Raw genomic sequence first — 17,788 nt, forward strand, 5'->3', positions numbered from 1 at the left:
GGCTCAAAGAATTTTCCACTTTAGAAATATTGCAACAGCAGTGGGCAGACCAAATATGAGGAGAAAAATGGGCAATTCTTCACTGACGGAGTAACCTGCTCTCGTGACACCGACCCACATATTGCCGCTGACGATGAAGAACCAAAGTGCAACATAGGCGACGGTAGCCACGAATATGGCACCCGGATAATTTTCGGAGAATAGTTTCCCTAGCAGAAGAGACCCGCCAAGAATCAAGAACCCGGCGAGAAGGAATAGAGATGTGCGCACATGTTTCCTTTCTGCTTAATAATAATTTGTTCCCTGTTAATTGGCGGCCTACGCGGATATTCTTACCGAGTGGTGTACCCACCATTGGCAAATATACACTGACCCGTAATCCACCAACCATCCGTGACGAGGTAGCGAACTAGAGAGACAATATCTTTTGGATCAGTGAGGCCTGTTTTGGTGAACTTGCTTAAATCGGCTGCCGTCTGATTATAGTGTGCCGACTCTTCGGTTTCTTGGCCGTAGAAGAATGGCGTTTCCATTGGTCCAGGAGCTACCGCCGTGACAGATATACCGCGGGAACCAAATTCCTTCGAGGCGGCTCGTGTGAAATGCTCCACAGGCGCTTTAGACCCCGCATAGATTGAATAATATCCAGTATATGCGGCAAGTAAAGAAGTAACAAGCGTACATAATTTGCCTCGATCACTGAGTTTTTTCCCGGCTTCCTGCATGAAGAAGAAGGCTGCTTTGGAGTTAATAGCAAAAATCTTATCGTAGTCCGACTCGTCAATCTCTCCTAGTGGTTTCTTAATCACCATACCGGCTGTGTTGATTGCAATGTTAACTTTCCCAAACTGGGAAATGGTCTTGTCAAAAAGACGGCGGTTTTCTTCAACTTTTGTGAGATCACCCTGAATTGCAAAAGCTTCCACGCCAATTTTTTTAACAGCGTCAACGGTTTCCTCTGCTTTGTCACGGGTACTGGTGCTGTTGTAATGAACGACCAATGCCTTTGCCCCATGTTCAGCAAGATCACGGCTTATCAGACCGCCAAGGTTTTTTGCTCCCCCAGCAATGACAATGACTTTGTCCTTGAGTGTGTTGTTCATCGTAATTCTCCTTAGTTATGGATAGATTTCGAAAGGATCAATTATGTGCCTCTCTTGAATATTTATGAATTCTTAAGATCCAGTCTCATAGGTGTACAATGATACCGTCTATCTGATGGAAGACGCTTTCAAATTCTCCAGCAAAGTTTTAAAATCCCCAGGTTACTATATGAGAGGTACTTGGAGGTGATTGATGGATGTCCTTACCAAACAAAATGGTGCGAATACTTCCATGGCGCCCTTGAAACAAGAGACGTATTCTCAATGGAACGCATTTGATGCTGTGTTTACTAAAGAAGATATTTCGAATGGCATAGAATGGTCTATTAATGATGACCGACACGCGGTCATCGTGCACTTAGGCGGAACCATGAGTGCCCTTGAGACAGAGCTAGACGGTAGAGGGAAATCCTTCGGTCCGGCGAATTCTGGGGAAATTTGGATTGTTCCCGCTGGTGCACGTTATGCAAGCCGTGCCCGCGGAGGAAAGATAAATTACGGCGTGGTTTTCCTTAAACCGGAACGTATACGCAGCGGGATTTTCAGAGAAGAAAAGTTTTCACACATTGCCCCACTACACGGCCACCGAGATGATTTTTGCTTTCATGCGGTGCGGAAATTGATCGAATGCCTAGATCAGAACGATGACACAACGCGTTTGCTGGGGGAGTCGATCAGCCAAACGCTCTCTCTTCATCTCTTTCGAGAGTATGGTGGCCATCAGGTTAAGATTCCACCTCAGCATAGCTTGCAGCCGTTTGACAATCGCTCAGTTCGAATGTTGCAAGAATACATCTACGATCACATATCGGAGGAAATGACACTTGCAAAACTATCGACAATTGCCGGCATGACAACTCATAATTTTTGAATCGCATTTCGCGAAGCGTTCGGTACCACACCAGCGCAGTATATAATTACTCAACGACTTCGCCGTGTGCAGAGCCTTTTGGTGAACGGCAAAGACGATATTACCTCAATCGCCCACGCCACAGGGTTCTCCAGTCATAGCCATCTCACGACGACTTTTAAAAAACATCTCCACATCACCCCAAGCCAATTTCGACAGTCTATTAATTTTTAGTTAATCACAATCTGACTCCATTTATAATGCACCCGCTTTAAATTACAATTCCAACCTCCATATTTTGGTGATCGCAAGGGCGAGTTCTCTTTTGTCAGCAAGAATCGTGACATTGCAAAACCGACCTCTCTGAAGCAGTATTATCTCACGTTTACCATTACACTACGATGACGACAATCACGAGTGTCAGTTCACTACCTCATCGTAGAGATTCAATGATGTGATACTCGGTCATTGGAAATGTCCACTTTCCCACGGTGGTAGGAGATTAAAACAGAGGCAGGTGTGTTGGTCTGACGTTCATTTTTTCCGTGATGTCGTCCGTTCGTAGTATTCCCCCCATTCCTGCATAGCCACTAACAGGCGTTCTAATGTGCGTCCAAGGGGCGACAACGAGTATTCCACGCGAGGTGGAATCTCTTGATAGTCTTTTCGTTTGATCAATCCGCGTTCTTCCATCTCACGCAATTGTTTGGTGAGCGTGCGATGAGTGATGCCGCCTAACTCCCGTTGCAGTTGATTGAACCGCTTGGTGCCCTCAAGCAATTGATGAATGATTAAAATCTTCCATCGTCCAGCAATAACATCCAATGTTACCTCTACAGGACAAGATACATGTTTGGCAGGCATAGAGAACTCCTTGAGTAGTGACAGTATCCTTGATGATCGTACTTGCATAAGGAACGTACAAGCTTTATATATCATTGAGGGATTAAAAAAGAAACGGTTCATGTCGCTCTTGCACGAGCAAAAGGGGGAATGTGTCGACCATGAAAACTAAAAACGTCATAAATATCGAACGACAAAGTGAACAGCATTGGGTCGGCAATGGATTTCCCGTCACGACGATGTTTTCGTACGACGATCTCGGGAAGGAACTGAGCCCGTTTCTCCTGTTGGACTATGCTGGTCCAATGACATTCGAGCCGTCTGATACCCCGCGAGGAGTTGAGCAACATCCCCATCGTGGGTTTGAAACGGTCACGATTGTCTATCAAGGAGAACTCGAACATCGTGACAATGCGGGGAATGCCGGGACAATCGGTCCGGGCGATGTCCAATGGATGACGGCCGCACGCGGAATTCTCCATGAAGAAATGCACGAACGCGAATTTACCCAAAATGGCGGCACCCTGGAGATGATCCAGCTGTGGGTCAATTTACCCGCCAAAGACAAAATGGGTACGCCGCGGTATCAGGAAATTGTTAGCAACGATATTCCGGTTGTGCCGTTTGGTGAAAACAGTGGTACGGTCCGAGTCATCGCGGGTGAGTATCAAGGCACGAAGGGTGCGGCGAAGACTTTCACTCCCATCAATGTCTGGGACATCCACCTTCACACAGGACAGAAAATCGATCTGTCCTTGCCTGATGGATTTACGACTGCACTCTTGGTCTTGAAGGGAGCTGTCGTGGTCAATGGCGCGAGTACACTCAACCGAAAAGAGCTGGCGCGGTTCGAACGGAATGGTGATCGTCTTTCGTTGGAAGCCACGAGCGACGCAACGGTTCTCGTCTTGAACGGAGAACCGATTGACGAGCCCATCGTGGGGCAAGGCCCCTTCGTCATGAACACACAGGAAGAAATTCTTCAGGCCATGACCGATTATCGTGCAGGACGCTTTTAATATTTTTTGAGTAACCATCATACCAACTGTATACAGAAAGGACTCACATCGTGGCATCAAACTTCCAATACAATCGCCTTTCTAAAGAGGACGCTGCTTTATTGCTGGTGGATCATCAATCTGGCCTGATCTCCGTCGTACAAGATTTCGCTCCCGGTGAGTTTAAGAACAATGTCTTGGCCGTGGCGGCGTGCGGAGCCTATTTCAACCTTCCGACCATCCTGACGACCAGTTTTGAAAATGGTCCCAACGGTCCCTTGGTCCCAGAGTTAAAAGAGATGTTTCCGAATGCGCCTTACATTGCGCGCCCTGGGAACATCAACGCGTGGGATAACGAAGACTTTGTGAACGCCGTGAAGAAAACAGGCCGCAAGCAACTCATCATCGCCGGGGTTGTGACAGAAGTGTGCGTGGCTTTCCCCGCACTCTCGGCGATTGAAGAGGGCTACGACGTATTTGTGATCACCGACGCCTCCGGCACCTTCAACGAGGTTACCCGTCACAGTGCGTGGTTGCGGATGCAGGCTGCTGGCGCACAATTGATGAGTTGGTTTGGCATGGCGTGTGAGCTACATCGTGATTGGCGCAATGATATTGAGGGATTGGGCGCCTTATTTTCTCACCATATACCCAATTACCGTAACCTCATGACCAGCTATTTTGCGAAAAACGGATAAAAATGGCAGCCATTGAGAGAAGTGATGAAGAGTCAGCTTTCATGATAATACCGGACCGGCGCGTAGGAGGCCGAAAGCCAAAATCAATTGCGGCACTAAATTCAGTAATCTTTTCACGGGATTAAAACGATGTTTCCGAAAAACTGTTTTTCCAGAAATGATGTTTGGGCTTGAACCATTTCACTGATTGGATATGTTTCACTGAGTAACGGCTGTATTTCCGATGCTGTAATGTATCTGATTAAGTCCTCTGCCTCTTGCCTCGTACCCATTGTCGAGCCGAGAATGTCCAAATGTTTCAAGTAGACTTTTCTCCAGTCGAATTCGGTGACAGATCCAGCGATCGCACCTGCGGTCACAAACCGTCCCCCCGGACTCAGCACATCCAGCAATTCGGCTGTCTGCGAACCAGCGACAATGTCGACGACAACGTCAACGGTTCCTATTTCTGAGTTGCGCAAACAAGTATGGAGATTCGCTCCACGAATACAGATCACATCAGCCCCAATTGATCGAACCTGAAGGTCTTTCCCCTTTCCGACGACAGCAATAACTTGAGCGCCCCGACGTTTTGCGAGTTGTACGAGAGCCGACCCCACTCCTCCTGAAGCTCCAGTGACCAAGACACGATCATTCTTGGACACGCGTCCTCGATTGAGCATATGCTCGGCGGTGAGGTAGGAAACCATGAACGTCGCAAGCTCAGCATCGGAAAGTCCGGTATCGATTGCCAATGCATTTTCTGCCGGGACAGTGGCATATTCCGCAAACCCACCGTCGCGCTCGCTTCCAATGAGACCAGCGTGATAAAGACTGTCTTCACGGTTCCCTTTGTATAAGGTGGGGTTAACAATGACCCGCTCGTTCATTCGTGACTCTGGTACACCGTCTCCAACGGCGATGATATGACCGACGATGTCGGCGCCTTGTATCCTGGGGAACTGAAACGTCCCACCTCGCCATCCTGATTGAGCCTGTTGATCGATGGAATGGCCATAAGCTCCATCACGTGTCCAGATATCTGTGTTGTTCACACCACATGCACCGACCTTGACGAGGACGTCCCCAGCTGCTGGTTCTGGTACTATAAGGTCTTCACGGTATTTGAGTTTGTCAAAACCCCCAAACCCCGTGAGAAGGACGCCTTTCATTTGAAATGGATGCGACACAACAAGCCTCCGTGTTCTCTTTACACGCTTCCTGAGTTGGTTTCCCCGTAGGGGATTCAATCCTGTGTATCCTATCGGCTCGTGTTAGCTGATAACAATTGATTGTTTTTCATCATACAGGTATCACGCAGATTGAGTGTTATGGCCTGGCACATTCCTTACGATGTATGACATCATGATCTCACGTCAATAATTTCTTAATTTTTATACAACCGATACCTATTACGATTACGATAATACGCGAGTATTCGTTACTGATCCAAAGCAGGTATTTATCTTCATTTGTATATGAACATGAGAGAAGCGACACATTGAGTTGGGCCACGTTGTGCCAGGCTCCGAACGCCTGTCACCCTCCGTCGCTGTATAATGCCGCAAGCCTCAGGTAATTGCCACACGGTGATCGCGTAGAAAGGAGAACATGAGAACATTTCTATCTATCGCATTTGCAAGCGTCGTAACTGCCTGCGCTAGCTCTCTGGTTGCATCCGATAGCATCACTCCGAAAGCAGCGGTTGAACCAATTCCCAAGGTTGTCTTGACGTCCGAAGTCGAGTGGGGGCCGCTTAACCCTGCCCGTGGCGATAAAGGTCCGAAGGCTGGCACCCTGTGGGGTGATCGTACCGGCTCCGGGTCGTCAGGGTTCCTTGTCAAATTTCTAGATGCCTTCTCGTCTCCACCTCATATTCACAATATCACTTACCGCGGAGTAGTCATTAGCGGCCTCATTCACAACAATGATCCGAATGCCGAAAAGATGTGGCTGCCGACGGGTTCTTTCTGGTCGCAGCCAGCTGGGGAAGTGCACATTACTGCTGCCAAGGGAAGCAACAATCTGGCGTACATAGAGATTCAGAAAGGACCGTATCTCGTCCTTCCATCAGAGAAGGCGTTTGATAGTGGAGAAAGGCCAGTTGATGTGGACGCATCGAACATTGTTTGGCTGGATGCATCGAACATCACCTGGATCGATCAGTCTGCATTGCCAGCCTCTGCTGATGGGCTGAAAGTCGCCTTTCTTTGGGGGGACCCGCAGGACGATCAGTTGAACGGGTCACTCATCAAGCTGCCGGCTGGATTTACTGGAGAGATACATACCCACGGCTCGGGTTTCCGTGCCGTAGTGATCCAGGGTCGACCCAATCACCAGCTTGCGGGCGAGACCGGCGTTAATAACCTGGAGCCGGGCAGCTACTTCGGCTCGGAGGGAGAGACGGTGCATCAGATCTCTTCCGAAGCGGGTGGAGAGAGTCTCATTTACGTACGTATGGCAGGTAAGTTCGAGGTCATTCAGGCGAAGTCCAAAAAATAGCCGCATACTTTACGCGTAATCACGACGGCCGCAATTTCTGCGGCACACGCCAATAAATATCGACGAGCGGCTCTGTCCAGACGGCTATAAGGCATCGGACGGTCCTGAGTCTATCCTGAGAACCGTTCCGAAGACAGCGTAGGAACTGACCGATTGTGACCGAAACTGCACACAACTTGGAATACACAAGATACCGCCTAACTCTTTTTACACACGATTTGATAACCGATCGATTGAGTAGTTCATCCCATTCTGTTGTATTAGGCTCGTTAACCCCTTTGAGAGATTGCAATTGCAGTTCGTCGTCTATACCTGGAACGCGTCTACAGTGAAAGAAAATTTCTTTTGGCATGTGGACGATCTCGGAAAGTTTCATGACGATGCCCATGGGCTATTCAAACAGGAAAACGTCCCCTTTTCTGAGTTTTACAATATGGGAAACGAAAAACACTTCTCCTAATCGCTGTGGGGTGTTGTCATAGGGAGAATATTGGTTTGTGTTTTAGGGTACTTCTCCAATTCTTCTTTACTGGCTCCCTGCACGAGATCAGTTGGTGATGATAAACGTAAGTAACTCATCATGCCAAAGTGGGTGTTCTTATCAAAGGTGAGACCGGCCATCACCGAATCACCTTTAATTCTGCCTAAGGTCGTTCGGGCCTCATCATGCGATCGTGCATGCACCTCAAAGATGTTTGTCTTCGCCCGTTCAGGAGTCATGAGGTGTTCAAACAATTGTCGTCGTGGACTGCCTTGAGCCACGGGCCACACCACGGGAATTAACACATGAAGTTTGTCCCACTCTTGCGGACCTAACTCTTTTTTCCATTTGCTCATGGCGCTCACCCCCGCTTGTGTTTGCAATTCCACAGCAGCTTTCATGGCCTCCGCAACGTAAGGAATTATCTTATGAGAAAATGCACTATACGATTTTTCATCACCCGCACCATTGGCGATACAGTCATGTAAATACTTATTCACCATGTCTAACATCGTTATGGCTCTACTCGATGTTGCTTGATCAATATCACTTTTTTGTAGACGTTCTTTAATAGTTTCAACATGTTTTTTATATTCAATCAGCGGTTCTTCCCATCCTTCGGGTCGATTGGCTATTTTGTCAAAGTAGGGGGAGATTAAAATAAAGACTCCCATTGGCATGTGGGAAAGAATTTTTTCCATCTCATACATGACCGATGTAGGCGTGACTGTTTCGACAGGACGGTCTCTTCGGTACAGGTAATAGGTACTGCCGACTCCTTCTTTTCCTGGTTCATAGTCACTTGCAATGATCAATGGGTAAATATTATGACCAACATTTCGGATGAAATTTTGATAATTGTTTTTCCTAAACCAATCCATATTGCGCAGGGATTCATATGTTTGTTTTCTGAAAGGAGCGGCGTCCGTCCCAGCATTAGCAGGTTCGGCTCCTTCTCCATCGACCGTGGGCCTCACACCTTTATAATCAATATAATCTACTTTCTTGTTGCCGGCGTATGACACACTTTGCAGTAAGAATTTTTTATACTCCTCGTCTTTTTCGAGTTCTAGAAGGGCGTGGAAATATTCTTGATCACCCACTGGGAACATTTCTTCCGATTCAGAAAACGCCGGCATAGGGAACAATAAAGTTTGAAAAACCAAGCCGGTTCCCAAGATCAACGTACATAAAAATGCCTTAAACGTCATGAAATGACGTTGCGGAAGAAATCGATAGGATGAATCATTGACGATGAGTGATTGGCGATTCTTTGGAAATTTTGACAACATAAGTAAGCTCCCTAATCAAAAAGAATGGGTAGGTTTTTCAACATGCTTGTCACACCTATTGTTGGAAATATCTGTCGATAGTCGAATTACCGTTTCGCAGAAGTGTCTGTAGTCCACAACCCGGACCATAAAAATAAAGGGCGCTCGTACCTTTCATCATATTGTAACTCTAGTGATGTGCGATGTTTTGAGTGTTCGCAATTGGCCGAAAGCGACCCTATAGCGGACATTGGGAATCAGGTAGGACCTCATTCTCCGATTGTGCCGTCAATATTATCAGAAGTGATAGCCTTCAAAAAACTATTTTTGCGGGAGCCCAGATTTGAGAAGGTCACGCGGGTCAAACATGTAACAGAGTATCCGGGGCTATTACCTGACATAGGTCTTGTGCGGAATACTATCTGACAAACGAAGTCGACTCATGATGTACAAATATCCTTCACGCACTTCGTACCTTGCCGGATGCTTTCGGAAGCGCATGCCGCGTTCCCCATTTTTCCAGGGCCAACAATATCGGACGAAGAGATTGGCCTTTTTTGGTGAGGGTGTACTCAACCTTTGGCGGCACTTCGGCATAGATCTGTCTGGAAAGCAGTCTGGCGTCTTCTAATTCTCTGAGTTGTTTGGTCAACATGCGTTGAGTCACGTTTCCCGTCTTACGCTTGAGTTCATTGAACCGCATGGTCCCATCCAGCAGATGGTACAGCACAATCCCTTTCCACTTCCCTCCAATCAGCTCTAGCGCCGCCTCGACCGGGCAGCCTTGTGCACAATCGTAACGTTGGAATCTCATATGTCACCTCAATAGTATACTTTTTGTCTCTATGACACATTTATGTATGTACTTGTTAAAGATTTAAGTATAACGTATTTTAGTCATAACATACACATGCAGCTTCGAAAAGGGCAAAACGATCTTCATTATCTTACATTCATCGAAAAGGACATATTATGAAAGCTGTTGGCTTGTATCGCTACTTACCCATCGAGAACGAACAATCATTAGTGGATGTTCAGATTGACCAACCGCAACCAACTGGAAGAGACCTCCTGGTTCAGGTTCAGGCCATTTCCGTTAATCCTGTCGATTATAAAGTGCGCGCACCACGAGACGAGATTGAAGCGACACCCCGCATCTTAGGATGGGATGCCGCCGGTGAAGTCATGGCCGTGGGATCAGAGGTCGAACACTTTGCCGTCGGAGATCAGGTGTTCTATGCGGGTGACATTACCCGGCCGGGGAGTAACAGCGAGTATCAACTGGTTGATGAACGCATCGTCGGCAAGAAGCCCAGTTCACTCTCTTTCGCGGAAGCGGCTGCACTCCCGTTAACGAGCATCACGGCTTGGGAAGGCATGTTTGAGCGACTCGGGATCTCAACGCGTGGTGAGGATGCAGGCAAATTCATTCTGATTATTGGAGGGGCTGGTGGCGTCGGTTCGATCGCGATTCAACTGGCAAAGCAACTGGCCAAGCTGAATGTGATTGCCACCGCTTCACGCCCTGATTCGATGGCTTGGGTCAAAAAGCTCGGTGCCGATCAGGTAGTCAATCACCGCAATGCGCTTGATCAGGAGCTACGTGACATTTCACGGCCACAGGTCGACTATATCTTTTGCCTGAACGATACCATGCAACATTGGCTGGCAATGACCAATGCAATCGCGCCACAAGGACGTATCTGCTCGATCGTCGAGACGCCCGAACCTGTGGAACTTGACTTGCTTAAGAGCAAGAGCGCGACCTTTGTCTGGGAATTCATGTTTACGCGGTCGATGTATCAGACTCCGGATATGATCGAACAACAACGGTTGCTTACGTCGATTGCCACACTTATCGATGACGGTCAACTTGTGACGACTCTCAATGAAGTGATTCGCCCTATCAACGCAAGTAACCTCCGCAAAGCGCACGCCATGCTGGAACAAGGGAATTCGACGGGTAAAGTGGTTCTGGCTGATTGGGCCTAGGCGAATCAGGACACGAAGTTCACGAGAGGTATCGACCTATGTCAGACAACGTATCATGAGCATGTACGTGTTGATGCCGATTGTGTGATATTCACAATTACGAGCGGAAGGACAAACACGATGAAAGCCATGCTGATTAATGCCTATGGCGAAGACGCCGTATTTGAAGCGGCGGAAGTTGAAAAACCTGAAGTACAAGCCGGTCATGTTCTCGTAAAGATCGCTGCATCAAGTGTCAACACGGTTGATACTATGATTCGTAGAATGGGTAAGGAGTTACCATTATCACCCGATACGCCAGCTATTTTAGGAATGGACTTTTCCGGCACGATTAAGGCCGTCGGTCAGGGTGTTCAAGATTATTCAATAGGCGATGAGGTCTATGGCTGTGCAGGTGGGTTGGCCGATTTGCCCGGTACATTGGCTGAATACATGGTGGCGGACAGCAACTTGATTGCCCATAAGCCAAAAAAATTGTCGATGCGAGAAGCCGCTGCATTGCCAATGGTTGCCATTACTGCCTACGAAGGTTTGACTCGCGCGGGTATCAAGCAAGGCCAAAAAGTTCTGGTGCATGGTGGATCTGGTGGCGTTGGTCATGTTGCGTTGCAGCTGGCAATACATTTTGGTGCCGAAGTGTATTCTACGGGTGGCGGTGAAACGCAATTGGCGTTAATCGAACAACTGGGGGCCACTGCCATCAACTATAAAACTGAGACGATTGAGCAGTACGTGGGCAAACATACTGGTGGGGCAGGGTTTGATGTTGTGTTCGATTCTGTAGGCGGTGCAAACATGGCTAACTCATTTGAGGCGGCTGCACTTAATGGTCAAATTGCCTCGACAGTTGCGTTGTGTGAGATGGATTTAACGGTTGCTCATTTTAAGGGTTTGTCGTTGCACGTCGTGTTCATGTTAATCCCCATGCTGCATAACGTGAAGCGCGAAGAACATGCAGAGATTTTGCGCAACGTAACTCAAATTATTGAGTCTGGGGGGCTGAAACCTGTCCTTGACGAACAGCGTTATTCACTTGAAGAAGTCGGACAAGCGCACGCTCGCTTAGAGAGTGGGCAAGCTGTGGGCAAAGTGGTTGTGGAAAATGACGAACCGTCGTAACGGGGAAAGGGTGAGAGAGACGATAGGGGCCATCGGCTATCCTACGAGTTGTCCATCGTGTGAGATGGTTCGCGCCGGTCTCGCGCGAGTGCTGGAAAGTATTCTCAGTGCTCGTGACTTTGAGGTCGATGAAGCTGGAAGCGTACGGTACAAATACCAACGGCTGAAACCATTTGGAGGCTTTGCATGATGACACTGATGGAGACGTTCAATACAATCGAGTTCCAACCCATCAATCGGGCGTACAACTCCGTGTTCCGCACGAACCGGCTGAGCCTTGGATTGGTGGTGCCGCTGGAGAGTTACTCTCCGGGCCCGGTGCCGGCGATGACCCGTCACGTGGAACGCATTCAACTGGCCGAAGCACTCGGGTTTTCCGCAGTCTGGTTGCGAGATGTGCCGTTCAACGTGCCGTCATTCGGGGATGCCGGTCAGATGTACGACCCGTTTGTTTATCTAGGCCTGTTGGCTGGTCAGACAGAGCGGATTGCACTAGGTGTGGCTAGCATTGTTCTGCCGCTGAGGCATCCGGCGCATGTCGCCAAGTCCGCAGCCAGCGTTGATGTGCTGTCGGGAGGGCGGCTCATCCTTGGTGTTGCTTCGGGTGACCGGCCAGAGGAGTATCCGGCGCTCAATCTGGACTTTGCCGAACGCGGCGCAGGATTTCGCGAGAGCTTTAACTATATCAGGCGCATGAGTGAGGTTGCACCGGCCTTCGAAAATACGTATGGCAGTCCTAATGGCGGAATGGACATGCTGCCCAAGCCAGCCTCTGGAAAACTGCCGCTGCTGATTACGGGAGGTAGTCAACAAGATTCCGCATGGATTGCAAAAAATGGAGATGGCTGGATGCTGTATCCACGTAATACTATGGTGCAAGCACAGATCATTCGCAACTGGCGGACGCAGGTCGAGGCGTCAGGAAGACCCGTCCAGCCGGTCATGGAACCGTTTTATATTGACCTGGCCAAAGACCCTGACACACCTCCCCAACCGATTCATCTGGGACTCCGGTTGGGGACGCATCATCTTCGAACCTATCTAAAGTCTCGGGAAGAAATCGGTGTCAACCATGTGGCGCTCAACCTCCGCTTTAATCAGGCGGATATCGAGACAACGTTGACACGGCTGGCCGATGACCTTCTGCCAGACTTCTCAGCGTGAAGGAACCAATCGCATGCAAAAAATCATTCTTGTAACCGGAGCGACCGACGGCATCGGATTAACCACGGCCAGAATGCTGGTCTCGCAGGGCCACTACGTGCTGCTGCATGGGCGCAATCCGGGAAAGCTGAAGGACGCGGAACGAACGCTCTCCGCGCTATCGGGTGGTGGGCACGTTGAACGCTACGTGGCTGATCTGTCGCGCATGGCCGAGGTTGAGGCATTCGCGAAGGCTGTCGCGGAAAAGCACACGAAACTTGATGTGCTCATCAATAATGCAGGTGTGTATAACACGTCTGGTCCTGTCACGCCGGATGGGCTTGATGTGCGGTTCGCGGTCAATACGATTGCGCCCTATCTGTTGACGCAACGTCTTTTGCCGATATTTGGTGCGTCTGGACGGGTGATTAATGTGTCTTCCGCGGCTCAGTCGCCGGTCGATCCGAAGGCGCTGGTCGGACAGGGTCGTCTGTTAGGCGGTGCGGCGTATGCACAAAGTAAACTGGCGCTGACCATGTGGTCTCGTCATGTGGCGCTTTCGCTCAAGGGGGAAGGTCCAGCGATTATTGCCGTGAATCCAGGGTCGATGCTTGGGAGCAAGATGGTAAAAGATGCTTTTGGAGTGGCTGGCGGCGATATCCGCATCGGCGCGGAAATCCTGACCCGCGCGGCCCTGGAAGATGAATTCGCGACGGCGTCGGGCCAGTATTTCGACAACGATTCCGGTCAGTTTGTCTCGCCACATCCCGATGCGCTTGATCCCAAGAAATCCCAAGAGATGGTGCGCGTGATCGAGACTGTTTTGGCTAAGATGCCCCAATTGGATTAAACGTAGCCTTTCCTAGGAACGATCAGCAGGATGATCCGTTGAAATGGATTCTTCTTAGGTTTCTGGCTGAATTTTCTGAAACAATACCTCAACAAGATCTTTGAGTCGGGGCAGTAATTTCAAATGAGTAAGCAAGGAAGCGTGTTTTGTACCTGAAGCCATAATTCCTGTCGATGGTGGACTTAGCGTTTCTGACGGTCAACCAAAGATATCGTAGCGTCCATTTCCGGACAGTGTCAGATAACAGGGAATGGGGCGATTTCATGACCGTTGCCGATGGAGTGGTCGTGGACTTCACGATTTAGGAATTGATTAGAGTAGGTACCCGAGACAGTTTAAAGGGGGGCTGGTGGGATGCTGGCTATTTGGCTTGATTAAAAAAGGAGAACATCATGAAAACAGATATACTTTCAGCCGTGTTAGCCGCCTGTGTCTTAGTGATTGCGGTGCTGCTTGCAGAAATACCACAATCTTTTGGAATGTCGAATGACGCCTCTGCTCTTTCATCGCTGTCAAACAGTAGCAAGAAGCCGTTGGAAGATGTCCAATTACTTTCGGAAGCCGTGCGTTCCGAAATGGTCGACATTGCCAGTGAGATTTTGAAGTCGGTATCAGAAGGCAGTCCGTTTGCTGGGCTGTTGGGGGTTGATCATGCAGAACAAATGGTTCTCAAGTTTACGGATCAGAACCGGGAAAATTGGCAATTCTGGCCAACCGCCCGCGCGGGCCTGTCCCTTGAATACATGTCTGCCGAACAACGTATGCTTGTGCATGATCTTTTAACCCACACATTGAGTTCGGCGGGCTATCTCAAAGTGGTGACCATTATGCAGCTTGAAGAGATCCTCGATGTACTCGACGACGTGGGGTTGCCGCGCAGCGTCGATCACTATGTATGGGTACTCTTTGGCACCCCGTCAATGGAATCCGCTTGGGGATGGCGTTTCGAGGGACATCACGTTTCACTAAACGTCACGGTTTCCCCCGACGGCTTATCGGTCACGCCGTCCTTTCTCGGGTCCAACCCTGGCGAAGTGACAAGCGGTCCTCTTGCCGGCTTGAGAGTGCATGGGATTCAAGAGGATCTTGCGCGGAAGCTTGTGATGTCGCTGAACGACTCGCAGAAGAAGGCAGCGATTCTGTCCGAGCAGGCGCCCGCCGAGATTTTTGCTGCCAATCTCCGCAAGCCGAGAGAGCAATGGAATGACTGGGAGGAATCGCTCGAACCGCAAGGTATATCCGTCGCGTCGCTTGACGAATTGCAGCAGTTTTGGATACGCCGTATCCTCGATGAGGCTATCGCCAACTACCGGCCAGAAATCTCCCTTGGAATTACCGACACGATCAATCTTGATGTCCTTCGCTTCGCGTGGATGGGTAGCACGGAGCGTCGGAAGCCGCACTATTTTCGCCTGCAAGGGCCGGACTTCGTATTTGAATACGATAATGTGCAAAACGGCAACCACGTTCATGCCGTCTGGCGAAGCAAGTCGAATGACTTTGGCGCGGGGATACTTGAACAGCATTACAAACACAACGCTCACTAGCGGTCCTCGGGACGGCGAGGGATTCGGCCTACGCGTCAGCGCATGGGGAAGATGGACGTTGTGGAAACCGCAGTTTTTGCACTACCGGTATACTATTCGCGAAGTAAAAGAGCCGAAAGGGCTTCTTGGCATTGTCGACAAAGCGGTTCTGCGTGTCCGAGACGATAACAAATCGTTGTTTATCAAGGAGCAATTACAAACGTTAGATTCATTACGGTTCTCAAATGACATCATTGCAGAACTTGCCTATAAAGTTTCTCGAGATAATCAGCCAATCGATGAAGTGACCCAACAGTGGTTAATGGCGCATGGAGCAACGTTAAGCGGCGGATGACGGTAAGCCGGCTTGCCAAAGTCGCGTTTGCCTTGATCGGAAGTGTTTACAGAGATACGTGGGAGCCATTATTCGCATATCAATCTAAACCAACAGAAATACATAAACGAAAGAACCTAGCCATGCCTGCATATTCGCTGTTTATCAATCGTCGACATTTCATTCTGGTCTTGTTCAGCATTGGCGTTATAGTTGTGCATTGTGTGCCGGTGTTCGCTCAGACGCATCGGCAGTCCCCGGGGCGTACGGTGCATGCAACCAAGGCCTCACAAAGCAACCAATTGGAGGTTGTGACGAATACAGATCAAGCGGTTGGCAATATCGCGTTCGCCGAAAATAAAGATCTGATTGTCAGTTTTCATCCGTTCTTCAAACCGGAAATACGCGTCGCACGGCTCGACCCTGAAACTGGTGAATACACACCGTTTCCGAATCGTCAGTGGAACACACCTCGTGTGGATAACGACTGGTTCCTCGACGACGTCCTGGGGATCCGAAATGCAGCAGATGGAATAATCTGGATACTTGATATGGGCACGCGCAGCGACATCACGCCGAAGCTGGTTGGCTGGAACACACAGACAAACGAGCTTCACAGGCTGTACTACATTCCTGCGCCCGCCAGCAATGATACCTCGCAACTCAATGACTTCGTCGTCGATATGAAACGTCAATTGGTGGTGATTGCAGATGAAGGCATCGCACGCGGTGGTGATGGTTCAAAGGCCGCATTGGTGGTCGTCGATTTGAAGACCGGGAAGGCTCGCCGCTTGTTGGAAGGTCAATCCATGACGGAGGCCGACACTGACTCGCCTATCATGATCGACGGCAAACCGATGAGCGTCGTGAAGGATGGCAATCCAATGCCGATCTACGTCGGAGCCGACGGGATCACTTTGGATGTAGAGAACGAATGGCTCTACTTCGCACCATTGTGCGGCAAGACAATCTATCGCGTTCGCATGGAGGAAATCGCCAATGAGTCCCTATCACCAGACAAACTGGCGGCCGCTGTCGTAACACACAGCGACAAAGGAAACAACGGTGGATTGTCGATCGACACCGCAGGCAATCTGTACTCCACGAACGTGGAGAGTCGTAGCATCGGATTCGTGTCGGCAACTGACAAGAAATATTCGGTGTTGGCATCCGACGAACGCATGCTTTGGCCCGACGGAATTAGTTACAACAAGGACGGCTACATGTACGTCTCTGCCGCCAAAGTCCATCTCGGAGCACCATTCAACGACGGAACCCAGTTGGCCACGCCGCCATATTATATCTTCCGCTTCAAGCCGCTGACGAACGGTATATTTGGTCGATAATTGATTCATGTCAAACCTATGTGTATTGAGGTCAAAACATGGGCGTACAGATACATGCAGACAAGGATATGCCGCCGTATCAAAGGTCTGAAGGTAAGTACGTGCAAAAAAACGAGTGCGAAGAGCTCAAATCAAGGGAGGTACCAAATGAGACGTAAATTTTCAAACATACCCGCCGATACATGATCACGATGATCATGACAACAGTGAACGTAATTTGTTCGGCACTTCTTCCGGCCAGCGCTGAAATCGCCACAGCGCCTCGCAATTCCACTGGCGTCGAAACCGCGTTTGCCCATATCGTCCTCGACAAATTGAAGCCGGGGAAGGTTTCGCCTGGGATCACGCGCCAATATTTCCATGGGACCCCAACCCACCTATGTGAAGTGGACCGCCAAGAAGGGAGCTTTCATCCAGATGCACTCCCACGTGAACGAACAAGTCACCTGGATCGTGTCCGGCAAAGTCGAAGTTCTATCTGGCGGCAAGACATTCATTGTGGCAGGCGGAGAAATCATCATCTTTCCGACAATTACACCGCATCAATTGCGCTTTTTGGAAGATACGATTGATGTCGATTTCTTTTTGCCAGCGCGCCAGGACTGGATCGGAGGAAACGACACATACTTTGAAAAACAGGCAATCGTGGATTGATTGGAGCGGAAAAGGCCGAATTGAGATTTGTATGTTACAGTGGTATGCCAGACTGGGGGATGCTCAGTGAAATCTTTTTGCTGGTCTTGCAGTCAATCG

The 17,788-nt window shown here is 49.3% G+C and carries 18 protein-coding genes and 1 pseudogene; 14 read left to right on the top strand and 5 right to left on the bottom strand.

Annotation, left to right across the window (positions count from 1 at the left end; translation table 11 throughout):
- Positions 1–332: 332 nt before the first annotated feature.
- Positions 333–1,103, bottom strand: a complete 771-nt coding sequence (locus ACWHX8_RS06155) for an SDR family oxidoreductase (protein WP_447971084.1) — start codon at positions 1,101–1,103, stop codon at positions 333–335.
- Positions 1,104–1,296: 193 nt separating this feature from the next.
- Here ACWHX8_RS06155 and ACWHX8_RS06160 point away from each other — a divergent pair, with 193 nt between their 5' ends.
- A complete protein-coding gene (locus tag ACWHX8_RS06160; protein ID WP_447971085.1) occupies positions 1,297–1,974 on the top strand; it encodes a hypothetical protein in 678 nt (225 codons plus the stop codon).
- Entirely contained in the window at positions 1,975–2,187 is a 213-nt protein-coding gene (locus ACWHX8_RS06165) for a helix-turn-helix domain-containing protein (protein WP_447971870.1), read from the top strand.
- A 300-nt stretch (positions 2,188–2,487) separates the two neighbouring features.
- On the opposite strand, the gene ACWHX8_RS06170 is transcribed toward ACWHX8_RS06165, so the two are convergent.
- Positions 2,488–2,817 (bottom strand): winged helix-turn-helix transcriptional regulator, encoded by a 330-nt coding sequence (locus tag ACWHX8_RS06170; protein ID WP_447971086.1) that lies wholly within the window; start codon positions 2,815–2,817, stop codon positions 2,488–2,490.
- 140 nt (positions 2,818–2,957) lie between these two features.
- On the opposite strand from ACWHX8_RS06170, the gene ACWHX8_RS06175 reads away from it, so the two are divergent.
- Together ACWHX8_RS06175 and ycaC are read left to right on the top strand one after the other, a co-directional pair.
- Entirely contained in the window at positions 2,958–3,815 is an 858-nt protein-coding gene (locus tag ACWHX8_RS06175; protein ID WP_447971087.1) for a pirin family protein, read from the top strand.
- A gap of 50 nt (positions 3,816–3,865) precedes the next feature.
- Positions 3,866–4,492: an isochorismate family cysteine hydrolase YcaC gene (gene ycaC, locus ACWHX8_RS06180; RefSeq protein ID WP_447971088.1), complete on the top strand. Its 627-nt coding sequence runs from the start codon at positions 3,866–3,868 to the stop codon at positions 4,490–4,492.
- A gap of 113 nt (positions 4,493–4,605) precedes the next feature.
- Here the strand turns inward: ycaC and ACWHX8_RS06185 are convergent, their stop codons facing one another.
- Complete coding sequence (locus ACWHX8_RS06185; protein WP_447971089.1) at positions 4,606–5,661, bottom strand: alcohol dehydrogenase family protein; 1,056 nt, start codon at positions 5,659–5,661, stop codon at positions 4,606–4,608.
- Positions 5,662–6,082: 421 nt separating this feature from the next.
- On the opposite strand from ACWHX8_RS06185, the gene ACWHX8_RS06190 reads away from it, so the two are divergent.
- Positions 6,083–6,973 carry a DUF4437 domain-containing protein gene (locus tag ACWHX8_RS06190; protein WP_447971090.1) on the top strand — a complete coding sequence of 297 codons (891 nt, stop codon included), beginning with the start codon at positions 6,083–6,085 and terminating at the stop codon, positions 6,971–6,973.
- A gap of 456 nt (positions 6,974–7,429) precedes the next feature.
- On the opposite strand, the gene ACWHX8_RS06195 is transcribed toward ACWHX8_RS06190, so the two are convergent.
- Entirely contained in the window at positions 7,430–8,746 is a 1,317-nt protein-coding gene (locus tag ACWHX8_RS06195; RefSeq protein WP_447971091.1) for a hypothetical protein, read from the bottom strand.
- Between the two features lie 439 nt (positions 8,747–9,185).
- On the bottom strand, positions 9,186–9,539 hold the full coding sequence (locus tag ACWHX8_RS06200; RefSeq protein ID WP_447971092.1) for a winged helix-turn-helix transcriptional regulator: 354 nt from the start codon (positions 9,537–9,539) through the stop codon (positions 9,186–9,188).
- Between the two features lie 158 nt (positions 9,540–9,697).
- Here ACWHX8_RS06200 and ACWHX8_RS06205 point away from each other — a divergent pair, with 158 nt between their 5' ends.
- From ACWHX8_RS06205 to ACWHX8_RS06245, 9 genes and pseudogenes are all read left to right on the top strand, one after another.
- Positions 9,698–10,717 carry a zinc-binding alcohol dehydrogenase family protein gene (locus ACWHX8_RS06205; RefSeq protein ID WP_447971093.1) on the top strand — a complete coding sequence of 340 codons (1,020 nt, stop codon included), beginning with the start codon at positions 9,698–9,700 and terminating at the stop codon, positions 10,715–10,717.
- A gap of 120 nt (positions 10,718–10,837) precedes the next feature.
- Positions 10,838–11,836 (top strand): zinc-dependent alcohol dehydrogenase family protein, encoded by a 999-nt coding sequence (locus ACWHX8_RS06210; protein ID WP_447971094.1) that lies wholly within the window; start codon positions 10,838–10,840, stop codon positions 11,834–11,836.
- Positions 11,837–11,846: 10 nt separating this feature from the next.
- Complete coding sequence (locus ACWHX8_RS06215; protein ID WP_447971095.1) at positions 11,847–12,026, top strand: hypothetical protein; 180 nt, start codon at positions 11,847–11,849, stop codon at positions 12,024–12,026.
- Positions 12,027–12,034: 8 nt separating this feature from the next.
- Positions 12,035–13,000 (top strand): LLM class oxidoreductase, encoded by a 966-nt coding sequence (locus ACWHX8_RS06220; RefSeq protein WP_447971871.1) that lies wholly within the window; start codon positions 12,035–12,037, stop codon positions 12,998–13,000.
- Positions 13,001–13,013: 13 nt separating this feature from the next.
- Complete coding sequence (locus ACWHX8_RS06225; protein ID WP_447971096.1) at positions 13,014–13,829, top strand: SDR family NAD(P)-dependent oxidoreductase; 816 nt, start codon at positions 13,014–13,016, stop codon at positions 13,827–13,829.
- A 392-nt stretch (positions 13,830–14,221) separates the two neighbouring features.
- Positions 14,222–15,376: a DUF3500 domain-containing protein gene (locus ACWHX8_RS06230; RefSeq protein ID WP_447971097.1), complete on the top strand. Its 1,155-nt coding sequence runs from the start codon at positions 14,222–14,224 to the stop codon at positions 15,374–15,376.
- A gap of 43 nt (positions 15,377–15,419) precedes the next feature.
- Positions 15,420–15,710: pseudogene (locus tag ACWHX8_RS06235) on the top strand (glycine betaine ABC transporter substrate-binding protein); the annotation flags it as partial.
- 122 nt (positions 15,711–15,832) lie between these two features.
- Positions 15,833–17,035: an L-dopachrome tautomerase-related protein gene (locus ACWHX8_RS06240; RefSeq protein WP_447971098.1), complete on the top strand. Its 1,203-nt coding sequence runs from the start codon at positions 15,833–15,835 to the stop codon at positions 17,033–17,035.
- Between the two features lie 381 nt (positions 17,036–17,416).
- Positions 17,417–17,689: a cupin domain-containing protein gene (locus tag ACWHX8_RS06245; protein ID WP_447971099.1), complete on the top strand. Its 273-nt coding sequence runs from the start codon at positions 17,417–17,419 to the stop codon at positions 17,687–17,689.
- Positions 17,690–17,788 lie beyond the last annotated feature (99 nt).

This window comes from Nitrospira sp. M1 (assembly GCF_965152605.1).